At 66.7% G+C, this 16,184-nt stretch carries 16 protein-coding genes; 4 read left to right on the top strand and 12 right to left on the bottom strand.

What is annotated here, in order from left to right:
• Positions 1-2: 2 nt before the first annotated feature.
• Positions 3-428: a twin-arginine translocase TatA/TatE family subunit gene (locus M3M28_RS05025; protein WP_249387720.1), complete on the bottom strand. Its 426-nt coding sequence runs from the start codon at positions 426-428 to the stop codon at positions 3-5.
• 23 nt (positions 429-451) lie between these two features.
• Between M3M28_RS05025 and M3M28_RS05020 the strand changes: the two genes are divergently transcribed.
• A complete protein-coding gene (locus M3M28_RS05020; RefSeq protein ID WP_125106173.1) occupies positions 452-1,087 on the top strand; it encodes an O-methyltransferase in 636 nt (211 codons plus the stop codon).
• A gap of 68 nt (positions 1,088-1,155) precedes the next feature.
• On the opposite strand, the gene M3M28_RS05015 is transcribed toward M3M28_RS05020, so the two are convergent.
• Positions 1,156-1,326, bottom strand: a complete 171-nt coding sequence (locus tag M3M28_RS05015) for a DUF3117 domain-containing protein (RefSeq protein ID WP_125106174.1) — start codon at positions 1,324-1,326, stop codon at positions 1,156-1,158.
• A gap of 236 nt (positions 1,327-1,562) precedes the next feature.
• Here M3M28_RS05015 and M3M28_RS05010 point away from each other — a divergent pair, with 236 nt between their 5' ends.
• Positions 1,563-2,156, top strand: a complete 594-nt coding sequence (locus tag M3M28_RS05010; RefSeq protein ID WP_125106175.1) for a superoxide dismutase — start codon at positions 1,563-1,565, stop codon at positions 2,154-2,156.
• A gap of 65 nt (positions 2,157-2,221) precedes the next feature.
• On the opposite strand, the gene M3M28_RS05005 is transcribed toward M3M28_RS05010, so the two are convergent.
• The 3 genes from M3M28_RS05005 to dapE are packed head-to-tail and all read right to left on the bottom strand — an operon-like array spanning position 2,222 to position 6,450.
• Entirely contained in the window at positions 2,222-4,009 is a 1,788-nt protein-coding gene (locus M3M28_RS05005; protein WP_249387719.1) for an AMP-binding protein, read from the bottom strand.
• Positions 4,010-4,018: 9 nt separating this feature from the next.
• Positions 4,019-5,305, bottom strand: coding sequence for a hypothetical protein (locus M3M28_RS05000; protein ID WP_249387718.1), 1,287 nt, complete (start codon positions 5,303-5,305; stop codon positions 4,019-4,021).
• A complete protein-coding gene (gene dapE, locus M3M28_RS04995) occupies positions 5,302-6,450 on the bottom strand; it encodes a succinyl-diaminopimelate desuccinylase (protein ID WP_249387717.1) in 1,149 nt (382 codons plus the stop codon). The genes M3M28_RS05000 and dapE overlap by 4 nt, the downstream gene beginning before the upstream one ends.
• Before the next feature lie 51 nt (positions 6,451-6,501).
• Between dapE and dapD the strand changes: the two genes are divergently transcribed.
• Positions 6,502-7,446, top strand: a complete 945-nt coding sequence (dapD, locus tag M3M28_RS04990) for a 2,3,4,5-tetrahydropyridine-2,6-dicarboxylate N-succinyltransferase (protein WP_249387716.1) — start codon at positions 6,502-6,504, stop codon at positions 7,444-7,446.
• A 73-nt stretch (positions 7,447-7,519) separates the two neighbouring features.
• Here the strand turns inward: dapD and M3M28_RS04985 are convergent, their stop codons facing one another.
• The 6 genes from M3M28_RS04985 to M3M28_RS04960 form a co-directional block, all read right to left on the bottom strand.
• Positions 7,520-8,845: a citrate synthase gene (locus M3M28_RS04985; protein WP_249387715.1), complete on the bottom strand. Its 1,326-nt coding sequence runs from the start codon at positions 8,843-8,845 to the stop codon at positions 7,520-7,522.
• Positions 8,846-8,974: 129 nt separating this feature from the next.
• On the bottom strand, positions 8,975-10,096 hold the full coding sequence (gene dapC / locus M3M28_RS04980) for a succinyldiaminopimelate transaminase (protein WP_249387714.1): 1,122 nt from the start codon (positions 10,094-10,096) through the stop codon (positions 8,975-8,977).
• Between the two features lie 2 nt (positions 10,097-10,098).
• Positions 10,099-10,422, bottom strand: a complete 324-nt coding sequence (gene fdxA / locus M3M28_RS04975; protein ID WP_249387713.1) for a ferredoxin — start codon at positions 10,420-10,422, stop codon at positions 10,099-10,101.
• Positions 10,423-10,466: 44 nt separating this feature from the next.
• Complete coding sequence (locus M3M28_RS04970; RefSeq protein ID WP_249387712.1) at positions 10,467-10,880, bottom strand: hypothetical protein; 414 nt, start codon at positions 10,878-10,880, stop codon at positions 10,467-10,469.
• Positions 10,881-10,884: 4 nt separating this feature from the next.
• The gene (typA, locus tag M3M28_RS04965) at positions 10,885-12,801 is read right to left on the bottom strand and encodes a translational GTPase TypA (protein ID WP_249387711.1); all 1,917 of its coding nucleotides are present in this window, start codon (positions 12,799-12,801) and stop codon (positions 10,885-10,887) included.
• A gap of 74 nt (positions 12,802-12,875) precedes the next feature.
• A complete protein-coding gene (locus tag M3M28_RS04960) occupies positions 12,876-13,667 on the bottom strand; it encodes a CPBP family intramembrane glutamic endopeptidase (RefSeq protein ID WP_249387710.1) in 792 nt (263 codons plus the stop codon).
• A 372-nt stretch (positions 13,668-14,039) separates the two neighbouring features.
• Between M3M28_RS04960 and M3M28_RS04955 the strand changes: the two genes are divergently transcribed.
• Complete coding sequence (locus M3M28_RS04955) at positions 14,040-14,381, top strand: hypothetical protein (RefSeq protein ID WP_249387709.1); 342 nt, start codon at positions 14,040-14,042, stop codon at positions 14,379-14,381.
• Positions 14,382-14,453: 72 nt separating this feature from the next.
• Here M3M28_RS04955 and M3M28_RS04950 read toward each other — a convergent pair whose 3' ends face one another.
• On the bottom strand, positions 14,454-16,181 hold the full coding sequence (locus M3M28_RS04950) for an ABC transporter family substrate-binding protein (RefSeq protein WP_249387708.1): 1,728 nt from the start codon (positions 16,179-16,181) through the stop codon (positions 14,454-14,456).
• Between the last annotated feature and the right edge of the window lie 3 nt (positions 16,182-16,184).

Raw genomic sequence — 16,184 nt, 5'->3', positions numbered from 1 at the left:
GGCTACGTCGCCTCGCTGTCGAACGGCGCCATACCGGGCACAAGCTGCTCGGCGGCCGCGGAGGCGCCGAGCGACGATGCCCAACTCGGGGCCGAATCGGCCGTGGTCGCCGCCGCGCTGCCCGCCGCAATTGCGGTCGCGGCACCGGCCGTCGCGCCCGAACTGGCTGCCGGCCCCGCGTCGTTCCAGGCGTCGCGCACGATGCGCCGCGGGTCGTACTGACGCGGGTCGAGCTTGCGCCAGTCCTCCTCGGTGAAGTCCGTGCCCATTTCGTCGGAAACGCGCTGCTTCGTGTCGTCAACCCAGTGCCGGGCACGCTTCACGAGCTTCGCGGCGCCCTCGGCGAGGCCGGGAAGCCGCTCGGGCCCAAAAATGAACATGGCGATGACCGCGATCACGAGAAGTTTCTCGAACGTCAATCCGCCCATACCCTTCAGGGTAGCCTGGTGCAATGGCCGAATTCGAACTGGCAAGGCGCTATCTCGACGAACAATCAGTCGAGTCCAAGGCGCAGCTCGCGGCCCGTCGCTATGCGCAGGCGGAGGGGCTCCCCGCGCTGAGCCCCACCCTGGGCAGCCACCTCGCGTTTCTCGCGGCGGCAACGAGCGCAACTCAGATCATGCAGATTGGCACGACGTCGGGCCAGGCGAGCTGCGCGTTTCACCGCGGCGCGCCCGAGGCTACCGTGACGTCAATTGATGACGATGCCGAGCGGCTCGACCAGGAGCGACGCTCGCTGCTCCAGGCCGGGCACGCGCCGGCGTGGATTCGCAACATCAGCGGCGATCCACGGGTGGTGCTCCCGCGCATGAGCGAGTCGAGCTACGACCTCGTGCTCATCGCGAGCGACCTCGAGCACATCGCGGCGCATCTCCAGCACGCGCTTCGCGTCATCCGCTCGGGCGGCAGCATCCTCGCCCTCAACGCCCTCAATTCGGGCAGGGTCGCCGACCCCGCGCGCCGCGACCCCGTCACGAACTCGCTGCGGGCCCTCATCCGCGAATTCGGGCGACACCCCGACCTGATCTGCAGCGTTTTGCCCCTCGACGGCGGCGTGCTGCAGCTCACCACACCGGCCAGGCGCTAACCGCCAGCCGCAAACGAACGAGGGGCGCGCATCCGGTCGGATACGCGCCCCTCGTGCTCGTCAGTAACCTAGCTCTCGACGGCGCCGCTCAGGGCCGAGGCGAGCTCCTTCGCCTCGTCGTCGTTGACAGACACGACCAAGCGGCCGCCACCCTCCAGCGGTACCCGTACGATGATGAGTCGGCCCTCGCGGACCGCTTCCATTGGTCCGTCGCCAGTGCGCGGCTTCATTGCAGCCATGAGTCTTCTGCCTTCCGTAGTTGTAGGGACGACCTCTATTATCCCACTTCCCTGCAATGGCGCCGATGAATGGCCTTCACTTGCGTCATAAACCATGCGTGGGAATGATTTTCGGGCCGGTCGGGTTGCATCAAGAAGCAGGCGATAGTCTCGAGGAAGTTGATCCGGCACACCCGTTGATTAGCTTTGTCCCGCGACATCGTGTTTCGCGTCCCTACGAAAGGAAATGCCTCCTCATGGCTGAGTTCACGCTTCCCGACCTTCCTTACGACTACAGCGCTCTCGAGCCCCACATTTCGGGCAAGATCATGGAGTTGCACCACGACAAGCACCACGCGACCTACGTCAAGGGCGCGAACACGGCCCTCGAGCAGCTCGCCGACGCGCGCGACAAGGGCGACTTCGCGAACATCAACAAGCTCGAGAAGGACCTCGCGTTCAACGCCGGTGGCGTCAACAACCACTCGATCTTCTGGACCAACCTCACCCCCGACTACGAAGAGCCGGCCGGCTCGGCCAAGGAGCTGCTCGACACCGAGTTCGGTGGCCTCGAGAAGTTCCAGGCGCAGTTCACCGCGGCTGCCCTCGGCATCCAGGGCTCGGGCTGGGCGGTGCTCGGCCGCGACAACGTGACCGGCAACGTCTCGACCTTCCAGCTCTTCGATCAGCAGGGCAACGTGCCGTTCGGCGTCACCCCGCTGCTCATGCTCGACATGTGGGAGCACGCCTTCTACCTTGACTACCTCAACGTCAAGCCCGACTACGTGAAGGCCTTCTGGAACATCGTCAACTGGAAGAACGTCGCCGAGCGCATCGACGCCGCGAAGTAACTCCGCTGACGACTTGGGGCGGGTGGCAATTGCCACCCGCCCCAACTCGTTTCCGAAGCGCCGTACTAGCCCTTCAGCCCCGGGAAGTCGGACTCCCGATATTCGTTCGGGATGCGCTCGTTGCGGCGCGCAAACTGCTGCTCGCGGTCGCGTAGCTCGACCCGGCGGATCTTGCCGCTGGCCGTCTTCGGCAGCTCGTAGAACTCGATGCGGCGGGCGCGGAGGAACGGCGGCAGCGACTCGCGCGCGTGCTTGAGAATCGCGAAGGCGACGTCCGCGCTCGGTTCGAAGCCCGGGGCGAGCTGGATGTACGCCTTCGTGATGTTGAGGCGGGTGTCGTCTGGCGCGCCGACCACCGCGGCCTCGGCGACGAACTCGTGCTCGATCAGCGCCGACTCGACCTCGAACGGCGAGACCTTGTAGTCGCTCGACTTGAAGATGTCGTCGGTGCGGCCCACAAATGTGAGCCGCCCCGAGTCGTCACGCTGGGCGACATCGCCGGTGTGGAACACCCCGCCCCGGCGCCGGTCCGCGGTCGCCTCGTCGTTGCCGAAGTAACCCGACATGATCGAGATCGGCCCGCCGCCGGCCAAGTCGATGCACACCTCGCCCTCGACGCGCATCCGGTCATCGGGGATGCGCTCGTCGGTGTGTTGGTCAACGAGCACGGCCCGGATGCCCGGCAGCGCCTTGCCCATCGAGCCCGGCGCGACCACCGAGCCGGGCGGGTTGCCGATCGCCGCCGTCATCTCAGTCTGGCCGTAACCGTCGCGAATCTCGAGTCCCCACCATTCGCGGATGCGCGCAATCACCTCGGGGTTGAGCGGTTCGCCCGCCGAGATGGCCTCTCGCAGGCCCGAGGGCCGCTGCGTCTGGCCATGCTTGATCAGCATGCGCCACACGGTCGGCGGCGCGCAGAAGGTGTTGACGCCCGCGCGCTCGAGGTGCTGGAGCAGCTGGTCGGGGTCGAACTTCGCGTAGTTGTCGACGTAGATCGTGGCCTCGGCGATCCAGGGGCCGAAGAATGCGCTCCACGCGTGCTTCGCCCAGCCCGGCGACGAGATCACCATGTGAGTGTCGCCCGGCTGCACGCCGATCCAATACATCGTGCTGAGGTGGCCGACCGGGTACGAGCGGTGCGAGTGAATCACGATCTTCGGCTTCGAGGTCGTGCCCGACGTGAAGTAGGCCAGCGCAGGAGCCTCGCCGCCCGCACCCCGCTCGACCGGCGCATCCGAGACGCCCTGCGACGCCGCGTAGTCGTGCCGCTCTCGGTTAAGGTCAAAGTCGTTGCTGATGCCGATCGCGACGCGCTCGGGGCCGCGCGCCTTGGGCACCGCGATGACCCTGATGTCACCCTCGAACCAGTCGAATTTCTCAGCGTCGGCCTCGTCGGTGATGACCCACTTCGCCTCGCCGCGCTCGACCCGGTCTTCGAGGTCGCCCGAGGCGAGCACGACGACGGTCGGCATGACGACGGCGCCGAGCTTGAGCACCGCGAGCATCGACTCCCAGAGCTCGACGCGGTTCGCGAGCATGAGCATGACGGCGTCGCCCGGGCGCACCCCGAGTTCGAGCAGCCAGCGCGCGACCTGATTCGACCGGCGGCGCAGCGTGTCAAACGAGTACTTCGCCTCGGACTCGTCGTCCTCGACGATCCAGAGCGCGGTGGTCTCGTTGCCGTCGGCGATGACGTCGAACCAGTCGTGCGCCCAATTGAAGGAGTCGCTCACCTCGGGCCAGGCGAACTCCGCCTGCGCGGCTGCCGCGTCGGTGCGGTGGCGCAAGAGGAGGTCGCGGGCGGCCCGAAAGCGCTCGGTATCGGTGGATGCGGGGGCTGCGGTGGGGTCCATTTCGCCAGTTTACGGCGGGGTCCAGTCGCGTCCGATGACAAACCACATCCAGTGCAGCCAGAGCACCTGTGCGAGGAACGCGCCAAGGGAGAGGAGCGCGCGATAGAGCGGGGATCTCGGCAGGGCGAGCGGCGCGGCGGCCGGGAACAGTAGGAACAGGAGGCGGAACGTCGACGACTGCGGGAAGAACACGGCGAAGACGTAGCTGAAGTAGGCGATGCCCCAGAGTCGAATCTCGATGCCGAAGCGGCTCAGCGTGCGCGAGCCGAACCAAATGATCATGACCGCAACGATGGCGAGCACAAGCAGCGCGCCAACCACCGGCCCGAACCAGAAGTCGGCGCCGAAGAACCAGGCGGTGAAGGGTGGCGTGTGCACGCCGCCGGTGTAGTGCCGGCGCCACGCGAACTCGGTCTCGAGATAGGCGTCGAATCTGCCCGTCGCGATCGCGGCGATAATGAGCCACGCAAGCCCCATGATGCCCGAGAAGATCGCCGCGAGCCACGCCTGCTGCTGCTCCTTGCGGTCGAAGCGCTCGACCCGCGCGCGGTAGCGGTTCCAGTAGCGGTAGAGGATGTAGAGAAATAGCGTGAAGGCCCACGCGAGGCCCGTGGGCCGGGTGAGCGAGGCGATCGCGACGAGCGGCAGCATCAGCAACCAGCGGCGCTCGACCAGCAGGTTGAGGAGCGTCACGAGCATCCAGAGGTGAAGGCTCTCGGCGTAGGCCACCTGGAACAGCGGCGAGACCGGGCCGATGCAGAGCAGCGTCACCGCGAAGATCGCGACGTTCTGGCTCACGAATCGGCGCAGCAGCTTGTAGAAGCCGAGCGCGACGCCGAGGCCGGCGACGGCCGACACGAGCACCGTGCAGACCTCGAACGGCAGCGTCGTGATGATCGAGATGCCGCGCACGAGGAACGGATAGACCGGCATGAACGCCCAGGCGTTCTCGGTCACGAGCCCCTGCTCGTTGACCGGCAGTTCGGTCGGATACCCGGCAAAAGCGATGTAGGTGTACCAGTCGCCGTCCCAAATATTCGCAAAGGGGAAGTAGCCGGGGTTGGCCGGCGTCTGCCAGGTCTCCTCCTGATTGCCCGCGTAGATGAGCATCACAATGGTCGTCAGCACGCGCGACGCAACGTAGATGAGCACGATCTTGAGCCAGGCGGGCACGCCGCGCCACCAGTTGAGCACCGGGCCGGTGGCGGGGGTTCTCGTGATCTCAAAGTCGCGGCGATCGACGGCCGGTGAGACGTAGCGCGCGGGCAGGGTCGGCAGGGCGGCACGGATGCTCAAGCAACGACCTCCGTGTCCGCGCCGGTCAGCCAAGCACGCAGACCCGCCTCGACGGCGCGAATCTCGTCCACGAGCACACGCTCATCGTCGGCGTGGGCCTTCTGCGGGTCGCCGGGGCCGTAGTTCACGGCGGGCACCCCGAGCGCGCTGAAGCGAGCGACGTCGGTCCAGCCCTGTTTGGCGACGGCTTCGCCGCCGACGCTCGCGAGGAACGAGAGCGCGAGGGGCGCATCCAGGCCGGGGCGAGCCGCTGACGAGCGGTCGAGGTACTCGAGCTCGAAGCCGTGGAACACCTCGGCGAGGTGCGCCTCGGCCTGCTCGAGCGACTTATCGGGCGCGAAGCGGTAGTTCACGTGCACCCGGCACTCATCGGGAATCACGTTGCCGGCGATGCCGCCGGTGACGCCGACGGCGTTGAGACCCTCGCGGAACGTCAGACCCTCAACGGGCACATCGGCGGGCTCGTAGTCGGCCAGGCGGCGCAGCACCTCGGCCGCGTCGTGGATCGCGTTGTGGCCCACCCACCAGCGCGCCGAGTGCGCGCGACGGCCGCGGGTGACGACCTCGGCCCGAATCGAGCCGTTGCAACCGCCCTCGACGCGCGCGTTCGTGGGCTCGCCGAGGATCGCGAAGTCGGCTTCAAACAGCTCGGGATGCGTGGCCGCGAGCTTGCCGAGGCCGTTCGCGTCGGCCGCGACCTCTTCGTTGTCGTACCAGAGCCAGGTGATATCGGCGATGGGCTCGCGGAGCTCGGCGGCCAGCTTGAGCTGCACCGCGACGCCGGCCTTCATGTCGACCGTGCCGCGCCCGACGAGGTACTCCCCCGGCTTCGCGACAGGAACGGCCGAGGCCGCCTCCGACTCGCTCAGCGTCGTGAACGAGGTGGGCAGGTTCTGGTTGATCGGCACGGTGTCGATGTGCCCCGCGATCGCGACTCGCTGCGCGCGGCCGAGCTCGGTGCAGGCCACGATCGTGTTGCCGTGGCGAAGCACCCGCAGGTGCGGCAGGCGGCGGAGCGCCTCCTCCAGCGTGTCGGCGAGCGTCGCCTCTCGACCCGATTCCGAGGGGATGTCGCAGATCGTCTGCGTCAGGTCCACGACATCTGCGGTCAGGTCAAGGGATCCATCCGTCGTGAGTGCGGGCATGCGCACCAGTCTAGAGCGTCTCGAGTGTGCGACCTCGGTAGGCTTCATGGCATGACCGATTCTTCGAATGCCCCCGCACGTCTTGCCTGGGCCGATGGCCTGGCCACCCTGACCGAATCCGGGCAGATGCTCGACTGCTGGTTCCCCGCACCGCAGCTCGGCGGTATCCCCGCCGGCCGTGACCGGTCGATCGCGCCGCGCGAGCTTGAGGACGCCGCGAGCGTGGATGCGCGCCGAGGCGTGCGCCAGACTCCTGTCGTCGTCGAAATCGACCTCGACGCCCCCGTCGCCTCGACGCAGGACGCATACCTGCGCCTGCACTTGCTGTCGCTGCTCCTCGTGCGCCCCAACGAGCTCAACCTTGACGGCATCTTCGGCCACCTGCCCACAAACGCGTGGACCAACGTCGGCCCGACGAGCCCCGAGTTCGCGGCGTCGCGCCGTGCGCTGCTGCGCCGCGAGGGCATCCAGGTCTATGCCGTCGACAAGTTCCCTCGCCTGCTCGACTACGTCATTCCCGAGGGCGTGCGCATCGGTGACGGCGGCCGCGTGCGCCTCGGCGCCCACCTCGCGCCCGGCACCGTCGTCATGCACGAGGGCTTCGTCAATTTCAATGCCGGCACCCTCGGCACGTCGATGGTCGAGGGCCGCATCTCGCAGGGCGTCGTCGTCGGCGAGGGCAGCGACATCGGTGGCGGCGCCTCGATCATGGGCACCCTCTCGGGCGGCGGCACGCAGCGCGTGCGCGTCGGCGAGCGCTCGCTGCTCGGCGCGAACTCGGGCGTCGGCATTTCGATCGGCGACGACTGCATCGTCGAGGCCGGCCTGTATGTGACCGCCGGCACGAAGGTTCGCCTTGCCGACGGCTCAACGGTGAAGGCCGTCGAGCTCTCGGGTGCCCCGAACCTGCTCTTCCGCCGTAACTCGCTCTCGGGCGCGGTCGAGGTCGTCTCGCGCGATGGCCAGGGCATCGAGCTCAACGCTGCCCTGCACTAGTACCTCGCGCCCCTAGGACGCAGAAACGGCGCCCACTCCTTCGGGAGTCGGGCGCCGTTGTTGCGAATGCGCGCTAGCGGGTGATGAACTCGCGGCCCTGCGGGTACTCGCGCTCGGTCTCGCCGAGGTAGAGCTGCTGCGGGCGGCCGATCTTCGACTTCGGGTCGAGGTTCTGCTCGCGCCACTGGGCGATCCAACCGGGCAGTCGACCGATCGCGAACAGCGGGGTGAACATGCGGGTCGGGAAGCCCATCGCCTTGTAGATGATGCCTGTGTAGAAGTCGACGTTCGGGTACAGGCGGCGGTCCTGGAAGTAGCTGTCGTTGAGAGCGACCTGCTCAAGCTCCATCGCGATCTCAAGCAGCGGATCGGAGACGCCGAGCGCCTCGAGCACCTCGTCGGCCGACTCCTTGACGAGCTTCGCGCGTGGGTCGTAGCTCTTGTACACCCGGTGGCCGAAGCCCATCAGGCGCACGCCGTCTTCCTTGTCCTTGACTCGCTGCACGAAACGAGCGACGCCGTCGCCCGAGTCGCGGATCTCGCCGAGCATCGTCAGCACGGCCTCGTTCGCACCACCGTGGAGCGGGCCGTAGAGGGCCGAAATGCCGGCCGAAATCGAGGCGTAGATGTTCGCCTCGGTCGAGCCGACGAGGCGCACGGTCGAGGTCGACGCGTTCTGCTCGTGGTCGGCGTGCAGAATGAGCAGCCGGTCAAGGGCGCGCGAGAGCACCGGGTTGACCTCGTAGGGCTCGGCGTAGTTGCCGAAGTTCAGCTTGAGGAAGTTCTCGACGAAGCTGAGCGAGTTGTCGGGGTACATGAACGCCTGGCCGACCGACTTCTTGTGGGCGTAGGCCGCGATCACTGGCAGCTTCGCGAGGAGGCGAATCGTGTTGATCTCGATCGCCTCGGGGTCCTTCACCGACAGCGAATCCTCGTAGTACGTCGCGAGGGCTGCGACCGCGCTCGAGAGCACCGACATCGGGTGCGCGTTGAAGGGCAATGCGTCAAAGAGCATCTTGAGGTCTTCGTGCAGCAGCGTGTGGCGAGTGACGCGCTGCTCGAAGTCCTGGTATTCGCTTTCGCTCGGCAGGTCGCCGTAGATCAGCAGGTAGGCGACCTCGAGGAAGGTCGAGCCCTTGGCCAGCTGTTCGATGGGATACCCGCGATAGCGCAAAATGCCGTTGTCACCATCGATATAGGTGATGTTCGACTGCGTCGACGACGTGTTCACGAAGCCGTAGTCGAGGGCGGTGTACCCGGTCTGCTTCATGAAGGTCGACACGTCGATCGCGCCGCGGCCTTCAGTTGCTTCAAGAATCGGGAACTCGGCGGTGCCACCGGGGTAGTTCAGGGTTGCAACGTTCTTCGGTGCATCCTGGTTCGCGTTCTGCTCGCTCACAAAACCTCCTGGATAGGTGGGGCAAGGTGGCACAAGCCGCTTGTGACGGGCAGCGCCTCGTCTAGCCTACTCGCCCGAACCCCGTGTTCACGGGTTGCACAACAGGTGCCCGGAAGTGATTGACGTTCACTACAACGATGAGTGGCCAAGGCGCCGAACGGCTTCGGAAATGGCCGCATCCGACGCCGTCAGCGTGAGGCGCACGTGCTCGCGTCCGGCCTCGCCGTAGAACTCGCCGGGGCCGATCACGATGCCGAGCTGCGCGAACCATTCGACGGTGCGCCAGCAGTCCTCGCCGCGGGTCGCCCAGAGGTAGAGGCCGGCCTCGGAGTCGTCGATGCGCAGGCCGGCCGCCTCGACCGCGGGCAGCAGGGCCTCGCGACGGTGCCGGTAGCGCAGGTACTGCTCGCGGGCATCCGTCGGGTCTTCGAGCGCGGCCACGAGCGCGTGTTGCACCGGCGCCGGCACCATGAGCCCGGCGTGCTTGCGGCCGACGAGCAGGCGCGCGAGCACGGCCGCGTCGCCCGCGACGTAGGCGGCGCGATACCCGGCGAGGTTCGAACGTTTCGAGAGCGATGAGCAGGCGAGCACGCCGGCGCGATCGTCGCCGACGACCTCGGGGTCGAGGATCGAGGGGATGCGGCGGTCGGCCCAGGCATCCCAGCCGAGTTCGGCGTAGCACTCGTCGTTGACGATAATCGCGCCGAGTTCGCGCGCGCGGGCGACGGCCTCGCGCAGTTGACCGGCGTCGAGCACGCGGCCGTTCGGGTTGCCCGGCGAATTGAGCCAAACGAGCTTGGTGTGCTCTGGCCAGTCGGCCGGGTCGTCGACGCGCACGAGCTGCGCACCGGCAAAGACCGCGCCCATCTCGTACGTCGGGTACGCGACCTCGGGCTGCACCACGGCATCCTGCTCGCCGAGGCCGAGGAAGAACGCGGCCGTCGCAACGAACTCCTTCGAGCCGACCGTGAGCAGCACGTTCTCGCGGGTCAGGCCGGGCACGCCGCGGTCGCGCGAGAACCACGCGGCCACCGCATCGCGCGCCTCGGCGCTGCCCGCGCTCGTCGGGTAGCCGTGCGCGTCGGTCGCCTCGGTGAGGGCGTCGCGGATGCGCTGGGGCGTCGGGTCGACGGGCGAGCCGACGGTGAGGTCGACGACGTCAACGCCGGCCGCTGCGGCGCGCTCGGCCGCGGTGGCGCGGTACGGCGCGAGTCGGTCCCAGGGGTATTCGGGCAGCGCGCCGAGGCCCACGCTTAGGCCTCAGCCTGCGGCGGCAGCGCCTGAATGAGGGGCACGTCGAAGCTCTGCGGGCCGAGCTTGGCGGCGCCGCCGGGCGAGCCGAGCTCGTCGAAGAAGTCGACGTTGGCCTGGTAGTAGTCAGACCACTCTTCGGGGAGGTCGTCTTCGTAGTAGATGGCCTCGACGGGGCAGACCGGCTCGCACGCACCGCAGTCGACGCACTCGTCGGGGTGGATGTACAGCGAGCGCTCTCCCTCGTAGATGCAGTCGACAGGACACTCATCCACGCAGGCGCGGTCCTTCACGTCGACACAGGGCAGCGCGATCACGTACGTCACGACCGAATCTCCTTGAATGTGGTTCGAATTGGGCTGCTCCCAGCCTATCCCTTGCGGGCGGCGGGCTCGCGCTTGGCGCCCCGCACATCCGGCGAAATCACTGGCAGGAAGGCGGCGATCGCCGAGCCGAAAGTCCAGATTTCGCCGACGCCGAATCCGGATGCGCTGGCCGGCACGAGCACCGAGTGTTCGGCTCCCGGCATGCTCAGCGCGAAGACCGCGGCAACGACCCCGATGGCGTAGGCGAGCACCCACGCGCGGTCTTCGAGGTACATGCGCAGGCCGACGGCGACGAGGAGCACTCCGAGCAACGCGACCACGATGCCGAGCCAGAGGTCAATGCCCCACAGCTCGAGCCGTGCCCGGTGGCCGACGGTGCCGATGGCACCGGCGACCAAACCGAACACGAGGTACGCGGCGAAGGAGAGCACGCGCTCGCCGACCTGCTTCAGGCGCATCCGCCTACGCCTCACCGCGCTTCGCGCGCGCGGTGGCCCGGGCGCGCGTGGTCGCGTCGAGGTTGATCTTGCGGATGCGCACCTTCTCGGGCGTCACCTCAACACACTCGTCCTCGCGCGCGAACTCGAGCGACTCTTCGAGCGTGAGCTGGCGCGACGGCGTAAGTCGCTCGAGCTCATCGGAGGTCGAGGAGCGCATGTTCGTGAGCTTCTTTTCCTTCGTGATGTTGACGTCCATGTCGTCGGCGCGCGAGTTCTCGCCGACCACCATGCCCTCGTACACCTCGTCGGTCGGCTCCACGAAGAACGACATGCGCTCCTGCAGGCCCATCATGGCGAACGGCGTCACGACGCCCGAGCGGTCGGCAACGATCGAGCCGTTCGTGCGGGTGGTGATCGTGCCCGCCCAGGGCTCGTACTCGCCGGCAATCGAGTTGACGATGCCGGTGCCGCGAGTGATGGTCATGAACTCGCTGCGGAAACCGATAAGGCCGCGGGCCGGCACGGTGAACTCCATGCGGATCCAGCCCGAGCCGTGGTTCTCCATCGAGTCCATGCGGCCCTTGCGGGCAGCCATGAGCTGCGTGATCGCACCAAGGTGCTCCTCGGGCACGTCGATCGTCGCGTGCTCGAAGGGCTCGTAGGTCTTGCCGTCGATCTGACGGGTAACCACCTGCGGCTTGCCCGCGGTCAGCTCAAAGCCTTCGCGGCGCATGTTCTCGATGAGGATCGCGAGCTGGAGCTCGCCTCGACCCTGCACCTCCCATGCATCCGGGCGGCCGATGTCCTCGACGCGAATCGAGACGTTACCGATGAGCTCGCGGTCGAGGCGGTCCTTCAGCATGCGTGCCGTGAGCTTGTGGCCCTTCACCTTGCCGACGAGCGGCGAGTTGTTCGTGCCGATGGTCATCGAAATGGCCGGCTCGTCGATCGAGATCTGCGGCAGCGGTCGCACGTCGTTCGCGTCGGCGATGGTGTCACCGATGGTGATGTCTTCGATGCCCGCGATGGCCACGATGTCGCCGGGCGCGGCCGATTCGGCGGGCACGCGGTCGAGGCCCTTCGTCTCGAGCAGCTCGGTGACGCGAACGCTGCGCGTCTCGTCGCCGTGCACCCAGGCGACGGTTTCGCCCTTCTTCAGCGTGCCGTTGTGGATGCGCAGCAGCGCGAGGCGGCCGAGGAACGGCGACGAGTCGAGGTTCGTCACGTGCGCCTGCAGCGGCGCCTCGGGGTCGTACGTCGGGGCCGGGATGTTCTTGAGGATTGCCTCGAACAGCGGCTCGAGGTCGTCGTTGTCCGGCAGCTCACCGTTGGCGGGCTGGTTGTACGACGCGGCGCCGGCGCGGCCCGAGGCGTAGAGCACCGGCAGTTCGAGGAGCGAATCGATGTCGAGGTCGGGCACGTCGTCGGCGAGGTCGCTCGCGAGGCCGAGCAGGAGGTCCTGCGACTCCCCCACCACCGCGTCGATGCGCGCATCCGGGCGGTCGGTCTTGTTCACGAGGAGGATGACGGGCAGCAGCGCCTCGAGCGCCTTGCGGAGCACGAAGCGGGTCTGCGGCAGCGGGCCTTCGGATGCGTCGACGAGGAGCACGACGCCATCCACCATCGATAGCGCACGCTCGACCTCGCCACCGAAGTCGGCGTGGCCGGGGGTGTCAACAACGTTGATGGTCACGGGACCGTCGACGGCGTTCTTGCCGTCGTAGCGGATCGCCGTGTTCTTCGCGAGGATCGTGATGCCCTTCTCGCGCTCGAGGTCGTTCGAGTCCATCACCCGTTCTTCGCCCTCGTGGGCGGAGTGAGCACCGAAGGTTCCGGTCTGCTTCAGCATGGCGTCAACCAGCGTTGTCTTGCCGTGGTCAACGTGTGCCACGATGGCGACGTTTCGGAGATCCTGTCGGCGGGCGGGAGATGCGGTCATACGCGGAGAACTTTCGTTGTGCCTGAATCGGACACTTCAGTCTACGCGGTCGTAGTGAATTCGCCGGGTCGGGCTCAGAAAATCTGTGGAAATAGCGCGAGCGCGAACGGATAGCCAAGAAATGAAACGGCGTCGAGGATGAAGTGCGCCACGACGAGGGGCAGCACTCGGCTGCGCTTCGGCTCGCCCGCGTCGCGCTTGCGATTGAGCAGCCAGAGGAAGACGGTGGCGAACAGCAGCCCCATCGCAACGTTGCCGAGTGCCATTGGGATGCCCTGGTAGAGGTGATAGCTGCCGCGCAGCAGTGCGCTTGCCAGGACGATCGCGGTGGGGCGCCAGCCGAGGGCGCGCAGCCGCAGCGTGAGATATGCGACCACGACGACCTCCTCGATGAGCGCCGCGCGCACCGCGGAGAGCACGAGGGCGATGGTGGAGTCCCATTGGAAAGTCGGGTCACCCGCGATGACCTGAAGCGTGTAGCCCGCAAGCCGGGACCCCGCGTAGAGCGCGAGACCCGGGATGCCGACGCTCGCGGCGAGGAGCGCGCCGCGACCGATGTCGCCCCAACCCCGCCAGTTCAGTCCGAGTCGGTGGAACCCCGTTTCGTGGCGCTGCCAGAGAAGCCAGACGACGAGCGCAACGGGCGCGACGCCGGCGAAGAAGCGCACCACCCGGTTGAGTGTATCGAGGATCGCTGTGTCGGACACCTGCGGGTTCAACGTGGTTTGCGCATCCGCCACCGGTGTGGTCGATAACGCGAGTTCGACGAGGTCGAGCACGGCATAGAGCGCCGACGGCAACAACGACAGCGACAGCACGATCGCGATTTCCCACCACACCCGCTGCCTGGCCGCACGCAATCTCACCCGCCCACCCTATCCCTCCAGTTGAGTGGCCATTTCATGGGATGCGCGCGCTGGCCGCACCAGACGGTTTGCTCGCGAAGTGCCACAGCTATGCGCCGCGCATCGGCAACGATGAGGCGTTCAGCGGCGTGACCGCGCTTGCAATCTGGGGGCTACCGAGGCCCGCCCGCTGGCTTGCATCGAAGCACACGCCCGAGCTGCTGGTGCCGAAATCCCACGTGCGCGACCGCACCGGCGGGCTCAAGCCCCGGCGCATCCTCGACGCGCGCTTCGAGCGCGAAGAACACCTCGGCCTGCCGGTGGTGCCACCGATGCTCGCATTCCTCCCCGCCTGCCGCGAGCTCACCGTCATCGAGGCGACGCAGGTGGCGGATGCGCGAGCGCGTAGAGTCGCCGATGGAGACGGTGCTGCGCTGCAAACTCCTCGACGCGGGCTTGCCGGAGTTCCAGGTGCAACCCGAGGTGAAGCTCGAAGGCGGCAAGGTGTTCCGCCCGGACCTCGGCCGTCGCGCATCCAACACCTACCTCGACTACGAGGGCGGCCACCACTGGAGCAACGAAGAGATCATCCGCAGCGACCTCACCCGCTCCCGCAACCTCTCCTCACGCGGCGCCCGCCACATCCGCGTCTCGAAAGACGACCTTGAGGGTCGCGCCTTCAACAGCCTCGTCGCCGAGCTTCGCCGCCGCACCGCATCCCCCGAAAGCATTTGAGTGGCCACTTTTTGGCTGGGTTTCCGGCAGGAAACTCAGCCAAAAAGTGGCCACTCAGCTGAGATAGAAGGGTTAGCCGAGGTTGTCAGCGCCGTCGACGAAGCCGACCATGGTCCAGTCAGTGATCGATTCGAAGCCTGGCGCACCGTAGTTCGCGAGGTCGGGGTCGGTCACGATGAAGTCGTAGGCCTGGAACAGCGGCAGGTTGCCGGCAACTTCCCATGCCATTTCGTCAGCCTGGTTCAGCAGTTCGACCTGCTTGTCGGCGTCGGTGGTGGCGTTGATCTCGTTGAGCACCTCATCGAGCTCGGGTGTGCCGACCTGCGAGAAGTTCTGCTCGCCGTCCGAACGCCAGATCGAAACACCGGAGGTGACGAACGGGTTACCCGCCCAGCCGAACAGCGTCACGTCGTAGTCACCCGGGATGACGTACTTCGAGAAGAGGTCGGTCGGCGGCACCTGCTCGATCTTGAGCTCAATACCCGCAGCCTTGAGGTTCTCGGTCGCGATCGGCGCAACAGTGCCGTTCGTCTGCGAGCCCGCGTTGTAGACGTAGCGAACGGTGAGGCGCTCGCCGTCCTTCTCATAGTAGCCGTCATCAGCCATCGTCCAGCCCGACTCTTCGATGAGTTCCTTGGCCTTCTCGACGTCGGCGGTGCCGTAGTCGCCAGCGTGGTCCTCGTAGCCGTTCTGGTTCTGCACGAGCATGTGGTTGCCGAGCAGTTCGTCAGCCATACCGTCCGGGTAAGGCATGGTGCCGTTGAGCGCCTGGAAGATGCTCTTGCGGTCGATGGCGTACATGAACGCCTGGCGTAGGTTCTGGTCGGCAAGAATCTGGCCCTCACCACCGTTCAGGGTGAAGTGGGTCCAGTCCGGGCCGGCAGCCGAACGCAGCTCGGCGTCGCCCGATTCGACCTGCGGCGCGACAACGGTGTAGACCGCCTGCACGCCCGCGTCGATCACGTCGAGCTGGCCGTCCTGGAACGCGGTCGCGCTCGCCTGCGGGTCCTCGTACGTGGTCCACGAGATGCGGTCGAGGCGTGCGGTGCGGTCGCCCGCCCAGTTCTCGTCGGGCACCATCGTCACGACCTTGTTCGCGAGGTCGGCCTTCTCGATCTTGTAGGGGCCGGCGGTCACGAGGGGCTCTTCAACCCAGCCTTCGTTGAACATCTCGGCGGACTCAACCAGTGCATCCGGCATGACCTGCGCGAGGCCCTGCCAGTCGGCGTAGACCTCACCGTCTTTCAGCGTAATGATCGCGGTCTGCTCGTTGTCTCCCTGCTCAACCGACTCGACGAGTTCGAAGCCTTCGCGCGAGGCAACGTTGAAGTCGGGCTCGTTCATGGCTTCGACGCCATTCTTCACCGAGGTCCAGTCGATCGGAGTGCCGTCCGACCAGGTCAGGCCCTCCTTGAGCTCGACCTCGAACGTCATCGGGTCTTCGCTCGTGAGCTCGAGACGCTCGGTGTAGAGGTCGTTCTCGATGATCTGGCCGTCAGCCGTGTAGGTGTAAAGCGAGGGGTAGATCGCCTCCATGATGTTGTTAGTGTTCACCTCATTGCCGTCAGCGGTGAACGAGTTGAAGTTCGCCGGATAGGCATTGATGCCAAGGCGCAGGGTGCCGCCTTCGCCAACCGCGTCATATTCCTGTGCGTTGATGTCGTTCGCACCGATTTCAATGGCTTCGCCGCCACCGGAACCGGATGTGTTGCCTGGGTCTTCGTCAGCTCGCGAGCAGCCGGTCAGCACAAGGCTGAACGCCGCTATTGCCGCAATGCCTCCGATAATCCGCTTCTTCATGTT

The organism is Gulosibacter sediminis (assembly GCF_023370115.1).
Classification (GTDB): Bacteria; Actinomycetota; Actinomycetes; order Actinomycetales; family Microbacteriaceae; genus Gulosibacter; species Gulosibacter sediminis_A.
The sequence above is the reverse complement of the archived record's forward strand: the minus strand, read 5'-3'. Positions and strand labels throughout refer to the sequence as shown.

What these genes read in the sequence shown, in the direction of transcription:
- M3M28_RS05025 (WP_249387720.1), bottom strand. Translation starts at nt 428, where the DNA reads ATGGGCGGATTGACGTTCGAGAAACTTCTCGTGATCGCGGTCATCGCC.
- M3M28_RS05020 (WP_125106173.1), top strand. Translation starts at nt 452, where the DNA reads ATGGCCGAATTCGAACTGGCAAGGCGCTATCTCGACGAACAATCAGTC.
- M3M28_RS05015 (WP_125106174.1), bottom strand. Translation starts at nt 1,326, where the DNA reads ATGGCTGCAATGAAGCCGCGCACTGGCGACGGACCAATGGAAGCGGTC.
- M3M28_RS05010 (WP_125106175.1), top strand. Translation starts at nt 1,563, where the DNA reads ATGGCTGAGTTCACGCTTCCCGACCTTCCTTACGACTACAGCGCTCTC.
- M3M28_RS05005 (WP_249387719.1), bottom strand. Translation starts at nt 4,009, where the DNA reads ATGGACCCCACCGCAGCCCCCGCATCCACCGATACCGAGCGCTTTCGG.
- dapE (WP_249387717.1), bottom strand. Translation starts at nt 6,450, where the DNA reads ATGCCCGCACTCACGACGGATGGATCCCTTGACCTGACCGCAGATGTC.
- dapD (WP_249387716.1), top strand. Translation starts at nt 6,502, where the DNA reads ATGACCGATTCTTCGAATGCCCCCGCACGTCTTGCCTGGGCCGATGGC.
- M3M28_RS04970 (WP_249387712.1), bottom strand. Translation starts at nt 10,880, where the DNA reads ATGCGCCTGAAGCAGGTCGGCGAGCGCGTGCTCTCCTTCGCCGCGTAC.
- typA (WP_249387711.1), bottom strand. Translation starts at nt 12,801, where the DNA reads ATGACCGCATCTCCCGCCCGCCGACAGGATCTCCGAAACGTCGCCATC.
- M3M28_RS04955 (WP_249387709.1), top strand. Translation starts at nt 14,040, where the DNA reads ATGCGCGAGCGCGTAGAGTCGCCGATGGAGACGGTGCTGCGCTGCAAA.
- M3M28_RS04950 (WP_249387708.1), bottom strand. Translation starts at nt 16,181, where the DNA reads ATGAAGAAGCGGATTATCGGAGGCATTGCGGCAATAGCGGCGTTCAGC.